Origin of the sequence: Noviherbaspirillum massiliense JC206, assembly GCF_000312045.1 — a bacterium.
In the GTDB taxonomy this organism is placed as follows: Bacteria; Pseudomonadota; Gammaproteobacteria; order Burkholderiales; family Burkholderiaceae_D; genus Noviherbaspirillum; species Noviherbaspirillum massiliense.
Map to the genome: position 1 here is coordinate 13,584 of NZ_HE978634.1, position 19,396 is coordinate 32,979.

Annotated in this window: 18 protein-coding genes and 1 tRNA gene; 14 read left to right on the forward strand and 5 right to left on the reverse strand. The window is 60.5% G+C overall.

Annotation, left to right across the window (positions count from 1 at the left end; translation table 11 throughout):
- Positions 1-75: 75 nt before the first annotated feature.
- Positions 76-729 carry a VTT domain-containing protein gene (locus HGHM_RS00080; RefSeq protein ID WP_019139458.1) on the reverse strand — a complete coding sequence of 218 codons (654 nt, stop codon included), beginning with the start codon at positions 727-729 and terminating at the stop codon, positions 76-78.
- 232 nt (positions 730-961) lie between these two features.
- On the opposite strand from HGHM_RS00080, the gene mutL reads away from it, so the two are divergent.
- From mutL to HGHM_RS00150, 14 genes are all read left to right on the forward strand, one after another.
- Positions 962-2,788: a DNA mismatch repair endonuclease MutL gene (gene mutL / locus HGHM_RS00085; RefSeq protein ID WP_019139459.1), complete on the forward strand. Its 1,827-nt coding sequence runs from the start codon at positions 962-964 to the stop codon at positions 2,786-2,788.
- A 26-nt stretch (positions 2,789-2,814) separates the two neighbouring features.
- A complete protein-coding gene (gene miaA, locus HGHM_RS00090; protein WP_019139460.1) occupies positions 2,815-3,771 on the forward strand; it encodes a tRNA (adenosine(37)-N6)-dimethylallyltransferase MiaA in 957 nt (318 codons plus the stop codon).
- Between the two features lie 83 nt (positions 3,772-3,854).
- A tRNA-Met gene (locus HGHM_RS00095) sits at positions 3,855-3,931 on the forward strand.
- A gap of 389 nt (positions 3,932-4,320) precedes the next feature.
- Positions 4,321-4,611 carry a hypothetical protein gene (locus tag HGHM_RS00100; protein ID WP_245549131.1) on the forward strand — a complete coding sequence of 97 codons (291 nt, stop codon included), beginning with the start codon at positions 4,321-4,323 and terminating at the stop codon, positions 4,609-4,611.
- Between the two features lie 4 nt (positions 4,612-4,615).
- Complete coding sequence (miaB, locus tag HGHM_RS00105) at positions 4,616-5,956, forward strand: tRNA (N6-isopentenyl adenosine(37)-C2)-methylthiotransferase MiaB (protein ID WP_019139462.1); 1,341 nt, start codon at positions 4,616-4,618, stop codon at positions 5,954-5,956.
- A gap of 27 nt (positions 5,957-5,983) precedes the next feature.
- Positions 5,984-7,003 (forward strand): PhoH family protein, encoded by a 1,020-nt coding sequence (locus HGHM_RS20285; RefSeq protein WP_051155274.1) that lies wholly within the window; start codon positions 5,984-5,986, stop codon positions 7,001-7,003.
- Positions 6,984-7,445, forward strand: a complete 462-nt coding sequence (gene ybeY, locus HGHM_RS00115) for an rRNA maturation RNase YbeY (protein ID WP_019139464.1) — start codon at positions 6,984-6,986, stop codon at positions 7,443-7,445. Before HGHM_RS20285 ends, ybeY begins: the two co-directional genes overlap by 20 nt.
- A 94-nt stretch (positions 7,446-7,539) precedes the next feature.
- The gene (locus HGHM_RS00120) at positions 7,540-8,424 is read left to right on the forward strand and encodes an HlyC/CorC family transporter (protein ID WP_026075551.1); all 885 of its coding nucleotides are present in this window, start codon (positions 7,540-7,542) and stop codon (positions 8,422-8,424) included.
- Positions 8,425-8,520: 96 nt separating this feature from the next.
- Positions 8,521-10,080: an apolipoprotein N-acyltransferase gene (gene lnt, locus HGHM_RS20290; protein ID WP_245549132.1), complete on the forward strand. Its 1,560-nt coding sequence runs from the start codon at positions 8,521-8,523 to the stop codon at positions 10,078-10,080.
- 63 nt (positions 10,081-10,143) lie between these two features.
- Complete coding sequence (gene glyQ / locus HGHM_RS00130) at positions 10,144-11,055, forward strand: glycine--tRNA ligase subunit alpha (protein ID WP_019139467.1); 912 nt, start codon at positions 10,144-10,146, stop codon at positions 11,053-11,055.
- 64 nt (positions 11,056-11,119) lie between these two features.
- Positions 11,120-13,216 carry a glycine--tRNA ligase subunit beta gene (glyS, locus tag HGHM_RS00135; protein WP_019139468.1) on the forward strand — a complete coding sequence of 699 codons (2,097 nt, stop codon included), beginning with the start codon at positions 11,120-11,122 and terminating at the stop codon, positions 13,214-13,216.
- Between the two features lie 15 nt (positions 13,217-13,231).
- Positions 13,232-13,792 carry a D-glycero-beta-D-manno-heptose 1,7-bisphosphate 7-phosphatase gene (gmhB, locus tag HGHM_RS00140; protein WP_019139469.1) on the forward strand — a complete coding sequence of 187 codons (561 nt, stop codon included), beginning with the start codon at positions 13,232-13,234 and terminating at the stop codon, positions 13,790-13,792.
- Positions 13,793-13,836: 44 nt separating this feature from the next.
- On the forward strand, positions 13,837-14,622 hold the full coding sequence (locus tag HGHM_RS20295; RefSeq protein WP_019139470.1) for a lysophospholipid acyltransferase family protein: 786 nt from the start codon (positions 13,837-13,839) through the stop codon (positions 14,620-14,622).
- Entirely contained in the window at positions 14,594-15,508 is a 915-nt protein-coding gene (locus HGHM_RS00150) for a M48 family metallopeptidase (RefSeq protein ID WP_019139471.1), read from the forward strand. The genes HGHM_RS20295 and HGHM_RS00150 overlap by 29 nt, the downstream gene beginning before the upstream one ends.
- Positions 15,509-15,675: 167 nt before the next feature.
- Here the strand turns inward: HGHM_RS00150 and gloA are convergent, their stop codons facing one another.
- From gloA to HGHM_RS00170, 4 genes are all read right to left on the reverse strand, one after another.
- Positions 15,676-16,086: a lactoylglutathione lyase gene (gene gloA / locus HGHM_RS00155; RefSeq protein WP_034348339.1), complete on the reverse strand. Its 411-nt coding sequence runs from the start codon at positions 16,084-16,086 to the stop codon at positions 15,676-15,678.
- An 84-nt stretch (positions 16,087-16,170) separates the two neighbouring features.
- A complete protein-coding gene (gene rsmA / locus HGHM_RS00160; protein ID WP_019139473.1) occupies positions 16,171-16,938 on the reverse strand; it encodes a 16S rRNA (adenine(1518)-N(6)/adenine(1519)-N(6))-dimethyltransferase RsmA in 768 nt (255 codons plus the stop codon).
- 5 nt (positions 16,939-16,943) lie between these two features.
- Positions 16,944-17,981: a 4-hydroxythreonine-4-phosphate dehydrogenase PdxA gene (gene pdxA, locus HGHM_RS00165; protein ID WP_019139474.1), complete on the reverse strand. Its 1,038-nt coding sequence runs from the start codon at positions 17,979-17,981 to the stop codon at positions 16,944-16,946.
- A 3-nt stretch (positions 17,982-17,984) separates the two neighbouring features.
- Positions 17,985-19,391, reverse strand: coding sequence for a peptidylprolyl isomerase (locus tag HGHM_RS00170; RefSeq protein ID WP_019139475.1), 1,407 nt, complete (start codon positions 19,389-19,391; stop codon positions 17,985-17,987).
- Positions 19,392-19,396 lie beyond the last annotated feature (5 nt).

The window sequence follows — 19,396 nt, forward strand, 5'->3', positions numbered from 1 at the left end:
CAAGGGCATCACGCACGCCGGACCAACAAAAAAGCCCGCATTCTTGCGGGCTTTTTTTATGCTCATGGTGAGGATTCACCCGGCACGGCGCGGCCACATCCGCCTGCACAGCTTCCACACCGCTCCGAGTGCGAGCGGTATCACTGCAGCGCCGACACCTACCAGCACGATGGTATTCAGATGATCGCGGATGACAGGGATATTGCCGAAGAAGTACCCCCCTGCCACGAGGCCGACTACCCAGACCACTGCGCCGATGATGTTAAAGAACTGGAACTTGGCGAAGGTCATTGCCGATACGCCGGCAACAAACGGGGCAAAGGTACGCACGATCGGGATGAAGCGCGCAAGGATGATGGTCTTCCCGCCGTGATTTTCGTAGAACGCATGCGTTTTTTGCAATGCCGCCTTGTCCAGCCACTTGTAGTCATGGGTGAACACCCGCTGCCCGATGGCTCTGCCTATCCAGTAGTTCACGGTATTTCCGGACACAGCGGCAATGATCAGCAAGGCCATCAGCAACCACACATTCATCGCACCGGATGCACAGAATGCTCCTCCGATGAACAACAGCGTATCCCCGGGCAGAAAGGGCAGCACTACCAGGCCGGTTTCACAGAAGACGATGGCAAACAGCACGATATACACCATCGTTCCGTACTGGGCGATCACGGTGCCGAGATATTTATCGACATGCAGGATCATGTCGAAGAATTGCATGAAGTCCATTGCCTCTCCAGTGAATTTCCGGTCGCATCATACACTAGGAACTTGGCGGAAATATGTATGGCGCGCAAACAAAGTACGAAAGCCCGCGAATCGTTCTCATGCCGTATTGCGTCGCTTACCGGTCAAGCAAGGCCACTCGCGCCACGGCTCAACGCCTTAGATGCGTGAATCATCCGCGATGTAAGCCGGAAGATGCCCAGAGCCACATGCCGACGGGCGTTATAATTTCTCGATGAACGCGCGCCAGAATCCCCATCGCCCCATCCAGGCCCTGTCCGACCAGCTGATTTCGCAGATCGCAGCGGGAGAAGTCGTCGACCGCCCGGCCGCAGTCGTGAAGGAATTGCTGGAGAACGCACTCGATGCCGGCGCCACTCAGATTACGGTACGCATCGAGCAGGGTGGGATCAAGCGGATCGCAATCACCGACAACGGGCGCGGGATTGCACCGGAACAGTTGCCGCTTGCATTGGCGCGGCACGCCACGTCGAAAATCGCTTCCCTGTCCGACCTGGAAAACGTGGGCACGCTCGGGTTTCGCGGCGAGGCGCTTGCATCGATTGCATCGGTGGCGCAGCTTACCCTGACGTCGCGCACCGCCGATGCGGCGCACGCCTGGGAAATCACGGGCGACCACACCAGCCAGCCAACGCCTTCGTCCGGCGCGCCCGGCACCACGGTGGATGTGCGCGACCTGTACTTCAATACTCCGGCGCGCCGCAAATTCCTGAAGTCGGAACAGACCGAGTTCGGCCATTGCGCCGAAGTCGTGCGCCGCATCGCGCTCTCCCGCCCTGACGTGGCATTTTCACTGTCGCACAATGGCAAGACGGTCGAACACTGGCAGGCCAGCCCGACCGACAAACGCAGCTCGCACATCCTCGGCAGCGAGTTTGCCAATGCGCGTCTGGCATTGGATGAAGCCGCAGGCCCGCTGCACCTGCACGGGCATATCGGTCTGCCGACCGCCTCCCGGACGCGCGCCGATTCGCAATATTTTTATGTCAACGGCCGCTTCGTACGCGACAAGCTGCTCACGCACGCGGTGCGCGCGGCTTATCAGGATGTCTTGCACGGTGACCGCTATCCGTCGTATGTGCTGGCCCTCGATCTCGATCCGGCCCTGGTCGACGTCAATGTGCATCCCTCGAAGATCGAAGTGCGTTTCCGCGACAGCCGTGCCGTGCATCAGTTCGTGTTCCACGCCGTCAGCCGGGTGCTGGCCCAGACGTCCGCCACAGCGCACGGCACGGCGCCGGCACCACTGCCGCCCAACCCGGGTGCGCTGCCCTGGATGCGCGAACAGAAACAGGCGTCTTTCGGCGCGCAATTCACGGCCGCCCCCGGAGTAGCGCAAACGCTCGCCGATTACGGAGCACTGTTTACCGGCACCGCGTCTGCAACGCCGGAAGCTTACCAACCGGCTTCCATGCCCCTTGTTCAGGCAGGCACCACCTCACCCTCGCCGGCAGAAGAATTCCCGCTCGGCTTCGCCCTGGCGCAATTGCACGGCATTTACATCATTGCGCAAAACACCAAGGGCCTGGTCCTGGTCGACATGCATGCCGCGCATGAACGCATTCTTTACGAACAGCTCAAGAATGCGCTGGATGAAGGCGCAATGCAGGTCCAGCCTCTGCTCATCCCGGTCACCTTCCATGCAGATCCGGTGGAAGTCGGCACCACGGAAGAAAACCAGGCTGCACTGCAATCGCTCGGATTCGACATCAGCGCCCTGTCGCCGACCACACTTGCGGTGCGTGCCATACCGGTACTGCTGAAGAATGCGGATGCGCAGACCCTCGCGCGCGATGTTCTGCGCGACGTGCGCGAATTCGGCGGCTCGCGGGTGCTGGTCGAGCGGCGCAATGAATTGCTCGGCACCCTGGCCTGCCATACTGCCGTGCGCGCCAACCGGTCACTGACCGTGCCCGAGATGAATGCCCTGCTGCGCCAGATGGAAGCTACCGAGCGGGCTGACCAGTGCAATCACGGCCGGCCGACCTGGGTGCAGCTGGCACTGTCGGATCTCGACAGGCTGTTCCTGCGCGGACAATAAGGCGTGCTGCTGCATCAATTACCGAAATGAGCGCACAGAAAAAACCCGTGGCGATCGCACTCATGGGACCGACCGCGTCCGGCAAGACCGCGGCCGCGCTGGAGATTGCCCGCCACCTGCCGGTGGAAATCATCTCGGTCGATTCCGCCCTGGTCTACCGCGGCATGGATGTCGGCACCGCCAAGCCCTCGCTCGAGGAACGCGCCGCCGCGCCCCATCATCTGATCGACATCCTCGATCCGACCGAAGCTTATTCGGTGATGCAATTTCGCGAAGATGCATTGCGACTGGTGAGCGAAATCAGCGCACGCGGCAAGCTGCCCTTGCTGGTGGGCGGCACCATGCTGTATTTCAAGGCCTTGCAGGAAGGCTTGGATGCGCTGCCGCCGGCGGATCCTGACATTCGCAGGCAACTGGATGAAGAAGCGGCCGCAGTGGGAATGCCAGCCATGCATGCCAAATTGGCCACCATCGACCCGGAAACGGCGGCACGGCTGAAGCCGAACGATTCCCAGCGCATCCAGCGCGCATTGGAAATTTTTGCATTGACCGGCCAGCCGATGTCCGAGCTGCTGGCAAAAGCGCCCAAGGCCGAACTGCCCTTCGACCTGGTGTCGATCTCCCTTGAACCTTCCGACCGCAGCGTACTGCACGCGCGCATCGCGCAGCGCTTCGATGCCATGCTCGATCCTGTCACAGGCGGGCTGCTCGACGAAGTGCAGGCATTGCGTGCCCGCGGCGACCTCCACCTCGGCCTGCCTTCCATGCGCTGCGTCGGTTATCGCCAGGCATGGGAATATCTCGATGGCGCTTACGACCGGACCGCCTTGCGCGAAAAAGGCATTGCCGCGACGCGCCAGCTGGCAAAACGGCAATTGACCTGGCTGCGCTCCATGCCGGGGCGGCTCATGGTCGACTGCACCGGCAACGATCCGGTTCGCGACGTCATGGCCGCGCTCAACAAGGCGTCTGGCGGGCTTTGAGACGGCAAGCGGCCGGGGCAAAGGGTGCCATCAGTCAAATCTTGACAGCGGTAACGAAAAAAAGCATAATACGCGGCTCTTTTGGTGATATAGCTCAGCTGGTTAGAGCACAGCACTCATAATGCTGGGGTCGGTGGTTCAAGTCCACCTATCACCACCAAGAATTCGATGGGCTACGAATGACTTCGTAGCCCATTTTGCTTTTTGACCGCGTGCCAAAGCAATTGCCCTGAGGGATCGAGTGATTGGCAACATGCAAAACCGCTCGCTCTCATTCCTTCTCGCACGTCCGGCATGTGCCTTTTCCGCGCATGCCGGATGGTATAATTTCGAGACTTTTACACCGTCCCCGGCAGCATAATCAAGGCGAAATCAGGCCGGACTTGATTCAGCGCGAGACGGAGCATGCGGCTCCTTCTTTCAGGACGGTGGACAATGCGCATGCAACCTCTTCACTCGCGGCATTTTTTGCAATTTCCTTCCTGTTCAGAAACGGTGCTCAAGATGCGGATCCAGCGTTTTCTTATTGCTATTTTGTCTGCGGCCATCATGCTTCCGGCTTTGGCCTTCGAACGTCCGTTTCCGGCAGGCGCCAAGCGCGGCAAAATGACGCCGGCCATGTATCCGTCAATCATCATGGATGGCAAGACGCGCCGCCTGTCAGCTGGTGCGCGTATCTGGAACCAGAACAACACCATCGACATGCCGGCATCGCTGCGCGGAAATAATCTTGTTGTCAATTACACGGAAAATGCCCAGGGCGAAATCGACCGTGTCTGGATATTGAGCCCGGAAGAGGCGCGCAAGCCGGCGCCGAAGCCGGTGAACGCTTCCCAGTAAAGCCATGCCGAAAAAAGTATTCATCAAGACCTTCGGCTGCCAGATGAACGAGTATGACTCGGACAAGATGGCAGATGTGCTCAATGCCTCCGAAGGCCTCGTCAAGACCGAAACACCGGAAGAAGCGGATGTGATCCTGCTGAACACCTGCTCGGTGCGAGAAAAGGCACAGGAAAAAGTTTTCTCCGACCTCGGCCGGCTGAAAGAACTGAAACAGAGCAAGCCCGATCTGGTGATCGGCGTCGGCGGCTGCGTCGCGTCGCAGGAAGGTGCCGCGATCGTCAAGCGCGCGCCTTATGTCGATGTGGTGTTCGGCCCGCAAACCCTGCACCGCCTGCCGGAACTGATCCACCAGCGTCGTGCCACCGGCCGCTCGCAGGTCGACATCAGCTTCCCGGAAATCGAAAAGTTCGACCATCTCCCGCCGGCGAAAGTCGAAGGCGCCACCGCTTTTGTATCCATCATGGAAGGCTGCAGCAAGTACTGCAGCTATTGCGTCGTGCCGTATACGCGCGGCGAGGAAGTGTCGCGCCGTTTCGAGGATGTGCTGACCGAAGTGGCGAGCCTTGCCGATCAGGGCGTCAAGGAAATCACCCTGCTTGGCCAGAACGTGAACGCTTACCGCGGCGAAATGGCGGATGGCGAAATTGCGGACTTTGCCCTGCTGATCGAATACATCGCCGAGATCGACGGGATCGAGCGCATTCGCTTCGTCACCAGCCATCCGAAGGAGTTCACCCAGCGCCTGATCGATACCTATGCCAAGGTGCCGAAGCTGGTCAACCATCTCTACCTGCCGGCGCAGCATGGTTCTGATCGCATCCTGATGGCAATGAAGCGCGGTTATACCGCCCTCGAATATAAATCCGTGATCCGGCGCCTGCGCGACGTGCGGCCGGATATTTCTGTCTCCAGCGATTTCATCGTCGGCTTTCCCGGCGAGACCGAGGCCGACTTCGAAGCGCTGATGAAGCTAATTAACGACATCGGCTATGACAACAGCTTCAGCTTCATCTTCAGCCCGCGCCCCGGTACGCCGGCCGCCAATTTGCCGGACGACACGCCGCATGAAGTGAAGCTGCGCCGCCTGCAACACCTGCAAGCCACCGTGGAAGCCAATGCGCAGAAGATCAGCGAAGGCATGGTCGGCACCACGCAGCGGATCCTGGTTGAAGGTCCTTCGAAGAAGGATCCGCAGGAGTTACAGGGACGCACCGAAAACAACCGGGTTGTGAATTTTGATCCCGGTCAAGATGCGGCGCACCTGATTGGCCAACTCGTCGATGTCAAGATCGCAAAAGCATTTCATTATTCGTTGCGCGGAGAACTTGTTGGCAAACAATGAATCTCATGGCGAAACGACACTAAATCCATTTTGAAAACACCCTCCCAGACCTTTCATTTCATTCCCGAGCCGGTAGACAACAAAAGGCTCGCGCACCTGTGCGGGCCGATGGATGAAAATCTCCGGCAAATTTCCGCCGCGCTCGATGTCACCATTTTCCGGCGCGGTGAGAAATTCGTGGTAAGCGGCGACAACGCCGCACGCGCGCTCGAACTGCTCGAACAGTTTTACGAAATCGCGGACGACCCGATTTCCGTCGAAGACATTCAATTGGCCCTGGTCGAGCAGAGGGCGGTTTCGGAAAGCGACGACCGGCCTGAATCGGAAGCCGAGGAAGCGCCGGAAGAACAGGCGCCCGTCCTGAAAACCCGACGCAACGATTTGCGCGGCCGCACACCGCACCAGACCCAGTACATCAAGTCCATCCTCGAACATGATGTGACTTTCGGCGTCGGCCCGGCCGGCACCGGGAAAACCTATCTCGCCGTTGCCTGCGCAGTCGACGCTCTCGAGCGCGATGCGATCAAGCGCATCGTGCTCACGCGCCCTGCCGTCGAAGCCGGCGAACGTCTCGGCTTTCTGCCGGGCGATCTGGCCCAAAAGGTCGACCCCTATCTGCGCCCCCTGTACGACGCCTTGTACGATCTGCTCGGTTTCGACCGCACGCAGAAGATGTTCGAAAAGCAGGTAATCGAGATTGCGCCACTGGCCTACATGCGCGGCCGCACCCTGAACCATGCCTTCATCATTCTTGATGAAGCACAAAACACGACGCCGGAACAGATGAAAATGTTTCTGACGCGCATAGGCTTCGGCAGCAAGGCGGTAGTGACAGGCGACATCACGCAGATCGACTTGCAGCACAACCAGAAGAGCGGCCTGATCGACGCGCTGCAGGTGCTCGGCAATGTGCGCGGCATCGCTTTCACCCGCTTCACCAGTGCCGACGTGGTACGACATCCGCTCGTCGCCCGCATCGTCGATGCCTATGAAGCGGCCAATCCTAGCCAGCGCGCGCTAACCAGACATGCCGGCAAAAAGAAATAGCCTGACCCTGTCTGTCCAGTATCCGGACCCGCGACTCAAGGAAATCATCCCGCGCAGCAAGTTGCGCCGCTGGGTGCAGGCGGCACTGTTCGCGCCGGCCGAGCTGGCGATCCGCTTCGTGGATGCAGAAGAAGGCCAGATGCTCAACCGCGATTACCGCGGCAAGGATTATGCGACCAATGTCCTGACCTTCGCCTACACCGAAGACGAAGACAGCGAAGTGACGCAGGCCGACATCATCCTGTGCACCGACGTGCTGCAGCGCGAAGCGACGGAACAGGGCAAGCCGCTGGAAGCGCATGCCGCCCATCTCGTCGTGCATGGCGTACTGCATGCACAAGGCTATGATCACGAGGACGAGGACGAAGCGGCCGAGATGGAAGGGCTCGAAGTTGACATCCTGGAAAAACTCGGCTTCGCCAATCCCTATGCTGTGCATTGATCCTGATGAAGGCTGCCGCTTTTTTGAGCTTCCCTGCGCATTGTTGTATCCTATTATTTGGTAGATTACTTTTCCGACAACGGCTTTTTGCCATATGCAAGATCACCCTAGTAGCGTCAAGCTAATTGACGCTAAACCCCAAAGGTCATTGTTTGAAAAACTGACCGCCCTCATTTCCCCTGAGCCTGAAAACCGCGCCGAACTGCTCGACATCCTGCATGACGCGCATGAGCGCAAGCTGATCGATGCCGATGCGCTTTCGATGATCGAAGGCGTATTCCAGGTATCCGACCTGACCGCACGCGACATCATGGTGCCGCGCCCCCAGATGGATGTGATCGACCTGACCAAGCCGATCGAAGAATGGATGCCATACGTGTTGAAAACCGCGCATTCGCGGTTTCCCGCCATCGAAGGCGACCGCGACACGGTGGTCGGCATCCTGCTGGCGAAGGACTTGCTGCGCTATTACGCCGAAGAATCCTTCAATGTCCGCGACATGTTGCGCCCTGCCATCTTCATCCCGGAATCGAAGCCCCTGAACGTGCTGCTGCGCGATTTCCGTGCCAACCGCAATCACATGGCGATCGTAGTGGATGAATACGGCGCGGTTTCCGGCTTGCTCACCATCGAAGACGTGCTCGAACAAATCGTCGGCGAGATCGAGGACGAATACGATCTGGATGAAGACAAGGACAACATTCTTCCCGTCAGGGATGGCAAACTGGGCACGCGCTGGCGCGTCAAGGCCCTGACCGAAATTGACCAATTCAACGAAACCTTCGGGACCAGTTTTTCGGACTCCGATGTCGTCACCATAGGTGGCCTGGTCGCCCACGAACTCGGCCGAGTGCCTCGCAAGGGCGACGTGTTCGAGATCGACGGCTTCCGCTTCGAGGTGGTCCGCGCCGACGCCCGGCAAGTGCATGTTCTCCTGGTAGAGAAATTGCCGGAGATGCCGGCGCAGCAAGCTTCCTGACCCGGGATCTATCCGACAAGAATCTCCAGGCGGACAAACCGCCTGGATTCCGGCATGCGACAATTGCTGCCGTTTCCCTGATGCCCTATTGACTGCGTGAATATCCGCCCATCCGCCCCATTGCCGCTCACCTTGCTCCTTGCACTGGCTCTGGGCGCGCTGAATGTGTTCGCATTCGCTCCCTTCAATTTCTGGCCCCTGCAGATCGCAACGCTCGCACTGGTCTGCTGGATGCTGCTGCGCGCGCCGTCGCCGAGAGCGGCCGCGTGGATAGGCTGGGCTTATGGGAGCGGCTGGCTCGTCGCCGGTGTGCACTGGCTGTACATCAGCATGCACCGCTACGGCGGCATGCCGGGATGGATGGCAGTTCTGGCCGTCGTCATTCTGGGGGCCGGTTTGGCCAGCCTCTGCGGGCTGGCAACGGGTGGCACCGCATGGCTGCGGCAGCGCTGGTCGCTGTCGCCAGCCGTGACTGCCCTGCTGGTTTTTCCTTCTGCCTGGGCCCTCTCGGAATGGACGCGCGGCTGGATATTCACCGGCTTTCCCTGGGTAAGCTCGGGTTATGCCCACAATGTCGGGCCGCTCGCGGGCTTTGCGCCTGTCATCGGCGTCTATGGACTGGCCTGGATTTCCGCATTGGCCGCGGGATGCCTGGCCCTGCTGCCATATCGAAAAGCCGCCATCGGATTGCTCGCGCTCATTCTGGCCGGCGGCATCGGGCTGAAATCCGTCGCATGGACCGAGCCGAATGGCGAGCCGATTTCGGTACGCTTGCTGCAAGGCGACGTGCCGCAGGAAATGAAATTCGCGCCCGAGCAGATCGAAGCGACCCTGAAGCTGTATTACGACATGATCAGCGCGGCACCAGCCGATCTGATCGCCACGCCGGAAACCGCAATTCCGCTGCTGTCGAGCCAGCTGCCGCCAGATTACCTGGGTGCGCTGCAAGACTTCGCGCAGAAATCGAACAGCCATCTGGTTCTCGGCCTGCCCATGCGCGATGGACCCCAGCAATATTCGAACAGCGTCCTCGGCCTCTCGCCGCAAGCAGCCGCCGGCGCGCCCTACTATCGCTATGACAAGCACCACCTGGTGCCCTTCGGCGAATTCATTCCGCTCGGCTTTCGCTGGTTTGTCGACATGATGCATATTCCGCTGGGCGATTTCCATCGGGGCGCATTGCTGCAGCAGCCATTTTCGGTGCGAGGCCAGTGGATCATGCCGAACATCTGCTACGAAGACTTGTTCGGCGAAGAAATCGCGGCCCAGCTGGCTGTCAGCCGCTCGCCCGGCGTGCCGCAAGCCACGATACTCTTGAACGTTTCCAACATCGCCTGGTTTGGCGATTCGATCGCCTTGCCGCAGCACTTGCAGATTTCGCAAATGCGCGCGCTCGAAACCGGCCGCCCCATGCTGCGCGCCACCAATACCGGCGTCACTGCCGTCATCAATCCCGAGGGCGAGGTGGTGAAGCAGCTGCCGCCTTTCCAGCGCGGGACGCTGAGCGCGCTGGTACAAGGCTACAAGGGCTTGACGCCCTATAGCCGCTACGGCAATGCCCCCGTCATCACATGGGCGCTCCTGATGATCGTACTGGCGGGACTATTGCGCCGCACCAAGGACGGCAAACCGCATCAGCACGATAAAACCCGTTAAAATCTCGGGTTTGGCGAACCACTCCAACTCCTTGCCGCCCTGGCGCCGGGACGGGAACACAACATGCTCACATTTCAACAAGTCATTCTCAAGCTGCAAGAGTATTGGGATGCGCAAGGCTGCGCCCTGCTCCAGCCCTACGACATGGAAGTCGGCGCAGGCACGTCCCACACCGCGACCTTCCTGCGCGCGATCGGCCCGGAGCCCTGGCGCGCCGCTTATGTGCAGCCCTCGCGCCGACCGAAGGACGGCCGCTACGGCGAAAACCCGAATCGCATGCAGCATTACTACCAGTACCAGGTGGTGCTGAAGCCGGCGCCGGAAAACATCCTCGACCTCTACCTTGGCTCGCTGCAAGCGCTCGGACTGGACCTGAAGCAGAACGATGTGCGTTTCGTGGAAGACGATTGGGAAAATCCGACGCTGGGCGCCTGGGGTCTTGGCTGGGAAGTCTGGCTGAACGGCATGGAAGTGACGCAGTTCACGTATTTCCAGCAGGTCGGCGGCCTCGACTGCAAGCCGGTGCTTGGCGAGATCACCTACGGCATCGAGCGCCTGGCGATGTACTTGCAGGGCGTCGAGAATGTCTACGACCTGGTATGGACCGAATGGGAAGAACATGGCGTGACCCGACGCCTGACCTATGGCGACGTATTCCACCAGAACGAAGTCGAGCAATCGACCTACAACTTCGAGCATTCCAACACCGAATTCCTGTTCTCGCTGTTCGGCAACTACGAAGCCGAGGCCAAGCGCCTGATGGAAGTGTCGCTCCCGCTGCCAGCCTATGAAATGATCCTGAAGGCAGCACACACCTTCAACCTGCTGGACGCGCGCGGCGCGATTTCGGTGACCGAGCGCGCCGCCTACATCGGACGCATCCGCAATCTTTCACGCGCGGTGGCGCAGGCCTACTACGAGTCGCGCGAAAAGCTGGGCTTCCCGATGTGCGGGGATGCGCGCCAGGCGGCATGAACGAGATCAGAACTCCAGGAATAACAACAAAGCCCGGTAAGGACGGGATAAACGCAGATTAAACATGAACCAGACACTGCTAGTCGAACTGCTTACCGAAGAACTTCCGCCCAAGGCGCTCGCGAAGCTGGGCGATGCATTTGCCTCCGCAATTTTCAATGGCCTGAAATCGCGCGACTTTGTCGAAGGCGATTCGGTGGCGACCGCCTATGCCACACCACGCCGCCTGGCAGTTTCGATTACCCGGGTGAGGCCTGTGTCGCCGGACAAGACCATCCGCGAAAAGGTCTTGCCGGTCGCAGTCGGCCTGAATGCCGAAGGCCAGCCGACTGCGCCCCTGCTGAAGAAGCTTGCCGCGCTGGCACAGGCTGCACAGCGCGCCGAAATCAAGCCGAGCGAACTCGAACGTGCCATCGACGGCAAGACGGAAAGCCTGTTCTTCACCTATACCGCGTCCGGCATCGCCCTGCATCTCGGGCTGCAGGCCGCACTGGATGACGCGCTTGGCAAGCTGCCGATTCCGAAGCTCATGAGCTATCAGCGCCCGGACGGCAGCACGGTGCAATTCGTGCGCCCTGCGCACAAGCTGATTGCACTGCATGGCAATACCGTCGTGCCGGTCGCAGTCCTCGGCCTGAGCGCAGGCATGACGACGCTGGGGCACCGTTTCCTGGCGCCGGGCGAGTTGTCCATTGCGCAGGCGAACGAGTATGCGCCGACGCTGGAAGCCGAGGGCAAGGTCATCGCCAGCGTGGCAGCGCGCAAGGAAAGGATACGTGCAGCCTTGCTCGACAAGGCCGGTGCCGACCAGGTATTGATGCCGGAATCCCTGCTGGACGAGGTCAGCGCGCTGGTGGAATGGCCGGTGGTGTATGAGTGCCATTTCGAGGAAGCATTCCTGTCGGTGCCGCAGGAATGCCTGATCCTGACAATGCAGACCAACCAGAAATATTTCGCACTGACCGACGCCAATGGCCGCCTGCGTTCGCGCTTTTTGATCGTCTCCAACCTCGAGACTGCCGATCCGCAGCACATCATCGGCGGCAACGAGCGCGTGGTGCGCCCGCGCCTGTCGGATGCGAAATTCTTTTTCGAGCAGGACAAGAAAAAGAAACTGGCAGACCGCCTGCCGGGTCTGGCCAATGTCGTCTATCACAACAAGCTCGGCACCCAGGCGCAGCGCACGGCGCGCGTGCAGGCGCTGGCTGGCAAGATCGCCGCTGCACTCGGTGCCGACGTCAAGCTGGCCGAGCGTGCCGCACTGCTGGCGAAGGCCGACCTGCTGACCGACATGGTGGGCGAGTTCCCGGAACTGCAGGGCATTATGGGCACGTACTATGCGCGCCATGACGGCGAGCCCGAAGAAGTGGCGCGTGCGATTTCCGAACATTACCAGCCGCGCTTCGCCGGCGACGCCTTGCCGGCTACTCAGAGCGGCACCGTCGTCGCGCTGGCCGACAAGCTGGAAACCCTGGTCGGCATCTGGGGAATCGGATTGCAGCCGACCGGCGAAAAGGATCCGTTCGCATTGCGCCGTCATGCGCTCGGCGTGCTGCGCATGCTGATCGAAAAGCGCCTGCCTCTGGCGCTGTCCGGCCTGCTGCGCGACACCGCCCAGCTGTTTGCCGGCAATGCCAGCTTCAAGGATCCGACTGCCGAGCTTGCCGCCTTCATGCTGGACCGCCTGCGCGGCCTGCTGCGCGAACGCGGCTTCGCGCAAAATGAAATCGAAGCCGTCGTGGCGCAAAGCCCGGACCGCCTGGACAACATCATCGAACGCCTGGATGCGGTGCAGGCCTTTGCCGCCCTGCCGGAAGCCGAGTCGCTGGCCGCGGCCAACAAGCGCATCACCAACATCCTGAAGAAGACCGAAGGCGTGGCTGGTGCGGTGCAGCCCGGCCTGTTGAAGGAATCCGCCGAGGAAAGTCTGTATGCAGCGATGCTGCAGCTGAAGCCGCAGGTGGATGCAGCGTTTGCGAAGGGCGACTTCACCAGTACGCTGAAGATGCTGGCGCACTTGCGCAATCCGGTCGACGCCTTCTTCAACGACGTGATGGTGATGGCCGAGGATGAGCAATTGCGCAACAACCGCATCGCGCTCTTGTCCGGCCTGCATGGAATGATGAACCAGGTGGCCGACATCTCGAAGCTGGCCGCCTGACGTCTTTGAGCTGCAATGAAACTGATCATCCTCGATCGTGACGGCGTCATCAACCACGACTCGGACGCCTTCATCAAGAGCCCGGATGAATGGATTCCGATCCCGGGCTCGCTGGAAGCCATCGCCCGCCTCAACCAGGCCGGCTACCGGGTTGTGGTGGCCACCAATCAGTCGGGCGTCGCGCGCGGCCTGTTCAGCATGCTGACCCTGAATGCCATCCATCAGAAGCTGCATGAATCCGCCAAGCTGGCGGGCGCCGACATCGATGCGATTTTCTTTTGTCCGCATGCGGCCGACGACAACTGCGACTGCCGCAAACCCAAGTGCGGCATGCTGCATGAGATCGGCAGGCGCTTCAACGTCAGCCTGAAAGGCGTACCTAACGTCGGCGATTCCCTGCGCGACCTGCAGGCCGGCTTCGTCGTCGGCTGCGCCCCTTACCTGGTATTGACGGGCAAGGGAGAAAAGACTAGGACGAAAGGCGGCCTGCCGCCGGGCACTATAATCTTCCCGGACCTCGCCGCCGTCGTCGATCATTTGCTGGCACGCCCTGTCGACGCGCAGGCCGTGGCCTGACGCACAGGCGAAACCTTCCGCTCCTCATATATCCTGGAGATCCGATGTCGCGCATCAATCTGTTCCTGCGGTCCCTGGCATTCATGATGCTCATGACCATTGCAACCCTTATCTGGGCAACCATGTGCTTTTTGTTTGCCCCGTTCCCCTACAACCAGCGCTACTATCTCACCACGCGCTGGAACGTGTTCGTGATCTGGGCAGCGAAGGCTATCTGCGGCATCCGTTATCAGATCAAGGGCTATGAAAACCTGCCGGACGCGCCGGTGATCCTGCTGTCCAAGCACCAGTCCGCATGGGAGACGATTTTCTATTGCTTCACCATGCGCCGTCCGCTGGTGTATGTGTTCAAGAAGGAGCTCCAGTACATTCCGTTCTTCGGCTGGGGCATCGCCTTGCTGCGCATGATCCCGATCGACCGCAGCAAGACCAAGGACGCATTTGCGCAAGTGGTGGAACATGGCAGGAAACGCCTGGCCGACGGCCAGTGGATCATTATGTTCCCGGAAGGTACGCGCATCCCGGTCGGACAGAAAGGCAAATACAAGACTGGCGGCGCACGCCTCGCCGTCGAGACCAATACCACCGTCGTGCCGATCGCGATGAATTCCGGCGAATGCTGGCCGCGCAATTCCTTCATCAAGAAACCGGGCGTGGTGACTGTCTCGATCGGCCAGCCGATTTCGCCGGAAGGGCTGACTCCGGCCGAATTGATGCAGCGTGTTGAAAATTGGATAGAATCCGAGATGCGCGAAATTTCTTCGCCCGGCATTTATTCCGACGACCACCTTCCGAACACCCTTGAAGCTGCTACGCCTGACTCCGCCTGATCCCAACCAGCTCGCACTGCAGCTCGACTTCTTTGCTCCCGAAATTCCTTCGCAGCCGGCGATCGACCGTCCGGCTCCGGAACAGCGGCCCGGGCCGCGCGCCCAGTTTCCGGAAGAGGCGCTGCAGCCATCCGCAGGCCCTGCCGGAAAACAGGGCGCGCAAGGCAGGCGCCGCATCCACGTGCTTGATCATGTCCTCGAATACCAGCTGCTTCGCTCCAAGCGGCGCACAATCGGGTTTCTGATCGACGAGGAAGGCTTGCGCATCACCGCGCCGAAATGGGTGCCGCTCGCCGAAATCGAAAGTGCGATCCGCGAAAAGCAGCGCTGGATCTTTGCCAAGCTCAAGGAGCGCCGCGAGCGTTCCGCGCGCCGTCTGCGGCCGGAAATGCAGTGGCGCGACGGGGCAACGCTGCCCTATCTAGGCAGCGACATCACGCTGCGCATTCTTGCCAACCAGGCCGCCGGCATCGCCTATGACGGCGCGACGGGCGAACTGACCGTGAGCCTTCCCCCGGATGCGGGCGAGCAGCAGTTGAAAGACCGGGTGCAGGGATGGCTGCAGGCGGAAGCGAAGCGCATCTTCGCCGAGCGCCTGCCGGCGTATGCGGACAAGCTCGGCGTGCGCTACCACTCTTTCGCCCTGTCGTCCGCCACCACGCAATGGGGCTCCTGCACCATCGATGGCAAGATACGCCTGAACTGGCGCCTGATTCATTTCGCCCTGCCACTTATCGATTACGTGATTGCCCATGAATTGGCGCACCTGCGCGAGATGAACCACAGTCCGCGCTTCTGGGCGACGGTGCAATCAGTCTTTCCGGAATTCCAGGCAGCGAAAAAGGAATTGCGCGACCACGCGCCGGAGACCTTGCCCGTTTTCTGAGGCGAGAGCCGAACCGGCGCACCTATTAAGTTATCGCAAAGAAAAAACAGTCCGGGGGAGCGGAACGTCGCCCCGGATTCCGCCTCGCCGCAGTCGCATGGCATGTCTCCTGTCTGGCAAACGCCCTCGCCCGCTTCAATCTTCCCTGCAACAGGAAAGAGCGGAAATCACAGGTTGGTTTGAGCGCCGCTCAAGAAACCTCGCTGGATGAATTCGATCTTGTAACCATCGGGATCGGTGACGAAGGCTATCACCGTGGTGCCGCCCTTGACCGGCCCGGCTTCGCGCGTGACATTGCCGCCGGCAGCCTTGACCGCTTCGCATGCCTTGTAGGCATCTTCCACTCCGATCGCAATATGACCGTAGGCGGTGCCCATCTCGTATTTGTCGACGCCGTAGTTGTAGGTCAGTTCCAGCTCGGCATGTTCCGGATTGCTGCCGTAACCGAGAAAGGCCAGAGAGTACTTGTATTCGGGGTTGTCGCTGGTACGCAGCATTTTCATGCCCAGCACGCGAGTATAGAAATCGATGGAACGCTGCAGGTCGCCGACGCGCAGCATGGTGTGAAGAATACGCATATCAGTGCTTTTCCTAAGACTTGATGGGAAAAGCAGATTGTATTCCTGTTCACCCTTCCCTGCCGCGCCCGCTTCCTTGATTGCTCACAAGCGATTTGCCAGTGCCACGAATTGTTCCAGGGGCACTTCTTCCGGCCGCGCCTGCGGATTGGCGCCGGCAGCAAACAGATCCTCTTCGTCCAGCAATCCGGCAAGGCAATTGCGCAAGACCTTGCGCCGCTGCGAGAAGGCCTTGGTCACCACCTGCTCCAGCTTCGCTCCATCGCAGGCGAGAGGCTGTGCGACCGGGATCATGCGCACGATCGCCGACTCCACCTGGGGCGGCGGATCGAATGCCTCGGGGGGCACGATGAACATCAGTTCCATGTGGTAGCGCCACTGCAGCATGACCGACAAGCGGCCATAGGCCTTGCTGCCGGGTTCCGCCACCATGCGCTCCACCACTTCCTTCTGCAGCATGAAATGCTGGTCCTGCACCCGGTCTGCGATGTCGGCCAGGTGGAACAGCAGGGGCGTGGAAATGTTGTACGGCAGGTTGCCGACCACGCGCAGCTTCCTGCCAGGCGCAAGCGGGATCGATGCGAAATCGAATTGCAGCGCATCGCCGGCATGGATGATCAGCCGGGCAGGGTCGAAGTTCTTCTGCAGGCGCGCCACCAGATCGCGGTCCAGTTCGACCACATGCAATTGCTCCAGCGATTCGAGCAGCAGCCGGGTCATGGCGGCCAGCCCGGGGCCGATTTCGACCATGACATCCGCTGGCTTGGGGTCGATGGTGCGGATGATGTCGTGCAGGACAGATTGGTCGGTCAGGAAGTTCTGACCGAAGCGTTTGCGTGGAATATGTTTCATGTGGTTCAGGCGGAACGGGATGCTGCCGCCATCTGCGCCGCTACCCGGATGGCTTCCAAGATGCTGCCATGGTCCGCGCGCCCCAGTCCCTGTGCCGCAAGATCGAGCGCAGTGCCATGGTCCACCGAGGTGCGGATGATGGGCAGGCCGAGGGTGATATTGACGCCGCGGCCGAAGCTCGCATGCTTCAATACCGGCAAGCCCTGGTCATGGTACATCGCCAGCACGCAGTCGGCCCGCTGCAGATATTTCGGCTGGAACAGGGTGTCGGCCGGATAGGGTCCGGTGACGTCGATGCCTCTGACTTGCGCGGCTTCGAGCACCGGGGTGATCACATCGATTTCTTCCCGCCCGAGATAGCCGCCTTCGCCGGCATGCGGATTGAGGCCAGTGACCAGGATACGCGGTTGCGCCAGGCCGAACTTCTTCTGCAGGTCCGTATGCACGATTTCGATGGTACGCAGCAATCCGTCGAAGGTGATGGCATCGGACACCTCCTTGAGCGGCAGGTGGGTGGTCGCAAGCGCGACCCGCAGCAGCGGATCGCCACCGGCCAGCATCATCACCACCTGCTCCGTGCCGGTCTGCTGCGCGAAATATTCGGTATGCCCGGTGAAAGGCACGCCGGCATCGTTGATCGTGCTTTTCTGGAGCGGTGCGGTGACGATCGCGTCGAAACGCTTCTGCAGCGCGCCTTCGATCGCGACATCCAAAGTCTGCAACACCGCGCGCCCGTTTCTTGCATCCAGTTTCCCCGGCGTGACGGGAATCTCCACGGGACAGTCGATGACCGCGATGTGATCGGCGGGAAGCGCAGGCATGCCGTCATTGCGCCATGCCTGCACCGACAATGCACTCAGACGGATTGCCGGATCGATGTCGTTGGCCAGCATGGCCAGCAGGGCGGCATCGCCTAGCAATACCGGATTGATCGAGGCGCGCATCTGCCAGGCGGCCTTGATGGAAATCTCGGGCCCTATGCCGGCAGGTTCGCCGCAGGTGATGGCAATGGTCGGACGCTGACTCACGCTGGTCTGGGTCAAGGCTCAACTCGCATCGACATTGTCGAAGCGGTATTCGACATAGGCGCGGTCGCGCAACTGGCGCAACCAGTCCTGGGTGGCTTCCTCGAGTTTGCGCTCGCGGATGGCCTGGCGGGCAAGGAGGCGCCGGCGCTCCTGGGGCACGTCCTGGGTTTTGCGCTCCAGCACCTGGATCAGGTGGTAGCCAAAAGGCGATTCGATGGGTTCGCTGATTTCGCCAGGCTTCAGGCCATTCATCGCACGCTCGAATTCCGGCACCGTGTCGCCAGGATAAATCCAGCCGAGGTCGCCTCCGCGCGATGCAGACAAATCGTTGGAATACAGTTTGGCCAGGTCTTCGAACTTGGCGGCCTTGTTATCCAGGCGCTCTTTCAGTTCGACCAGCTTGCGGCGCGCATCCGCGGCCGACACGATCTGGGAGGTCTTGATCAGAATATGGCGCGCATGGGTCTGCTGCACCGCCTGGGCATTGGCCTTCATGATGCTGGCGCCACGCTTGCCGACCAGCTTCAGGATATGGAAGCCATTGGCGCTCTTGACGATGGGCGACACCTCCCCCGGCTGCAGGTTGGCGACCGCATCCATGAACAACTGCGGCAGCCTGTCCTGGTTGCGCCAGCCGAGATCGCCACCGCTCAATGCGTCGCTCGAATCGGAATAGGTCGCAGCCAGTTTCGCGAAGTCGCCACCGTCCTTCAGCTGACTCATGACTTCTTCCGCGCGCTGGCGGCGTGCCGCGATCTGTTCGGGGGAAGCATTTTCCGGTATGCGGATCAGGATCTGCGCGAGGTTGTATTCCTGCTGCGCCTGGGCGGAGCCGGCTTCCTCGGCGAGGTAATTGTCCACTTCCGATTCGGTAATCTGAATCTTGTTGTCGACTTCCCGTTCACGCAGACGCTGCATGATGATTTCCTCGCGCACCTCTTCACGGAAGCGATTGAATGGTATGCCTTCGCGCTCGAGCTGGTTGCGCAAGTCCTGCAGCGACATCTTGTTTTGCTCGGCGATGCGGGAAACCGCGCGGTCGAGCATGATGTCATCGACGCGAATGCCGTATTCCTTGGCAAGCTGCAGCTGCGCCTTGTCGACGATCATCCTTTCCAGCAACTGCCGCTGGAATTCTCCCTGAGGCGGCATCTGCACGCCCTGGTTGCGCAAGCGGCGCTCCACCGAGCGCATTCTGTCGATGAATTCCTGGCGTGTGATCACTTCATTGTTGACCACCGCAAGAATTGCGTCGGCCAGCACCGGCTGTTGCCGGCGCGAGCCGGCCTGGCTGGATCCGGATGAAGCATTGTCCTGGGCTCCGGCATTCGCCGCCGTCCCGAGGATCGCGCAAATCAGAAGCACTGCGAGGCTGATGCGTCGCCCGGGTTTCCCGGCATTGCGCATAGTCTGAAAAATTTCCATGAGCT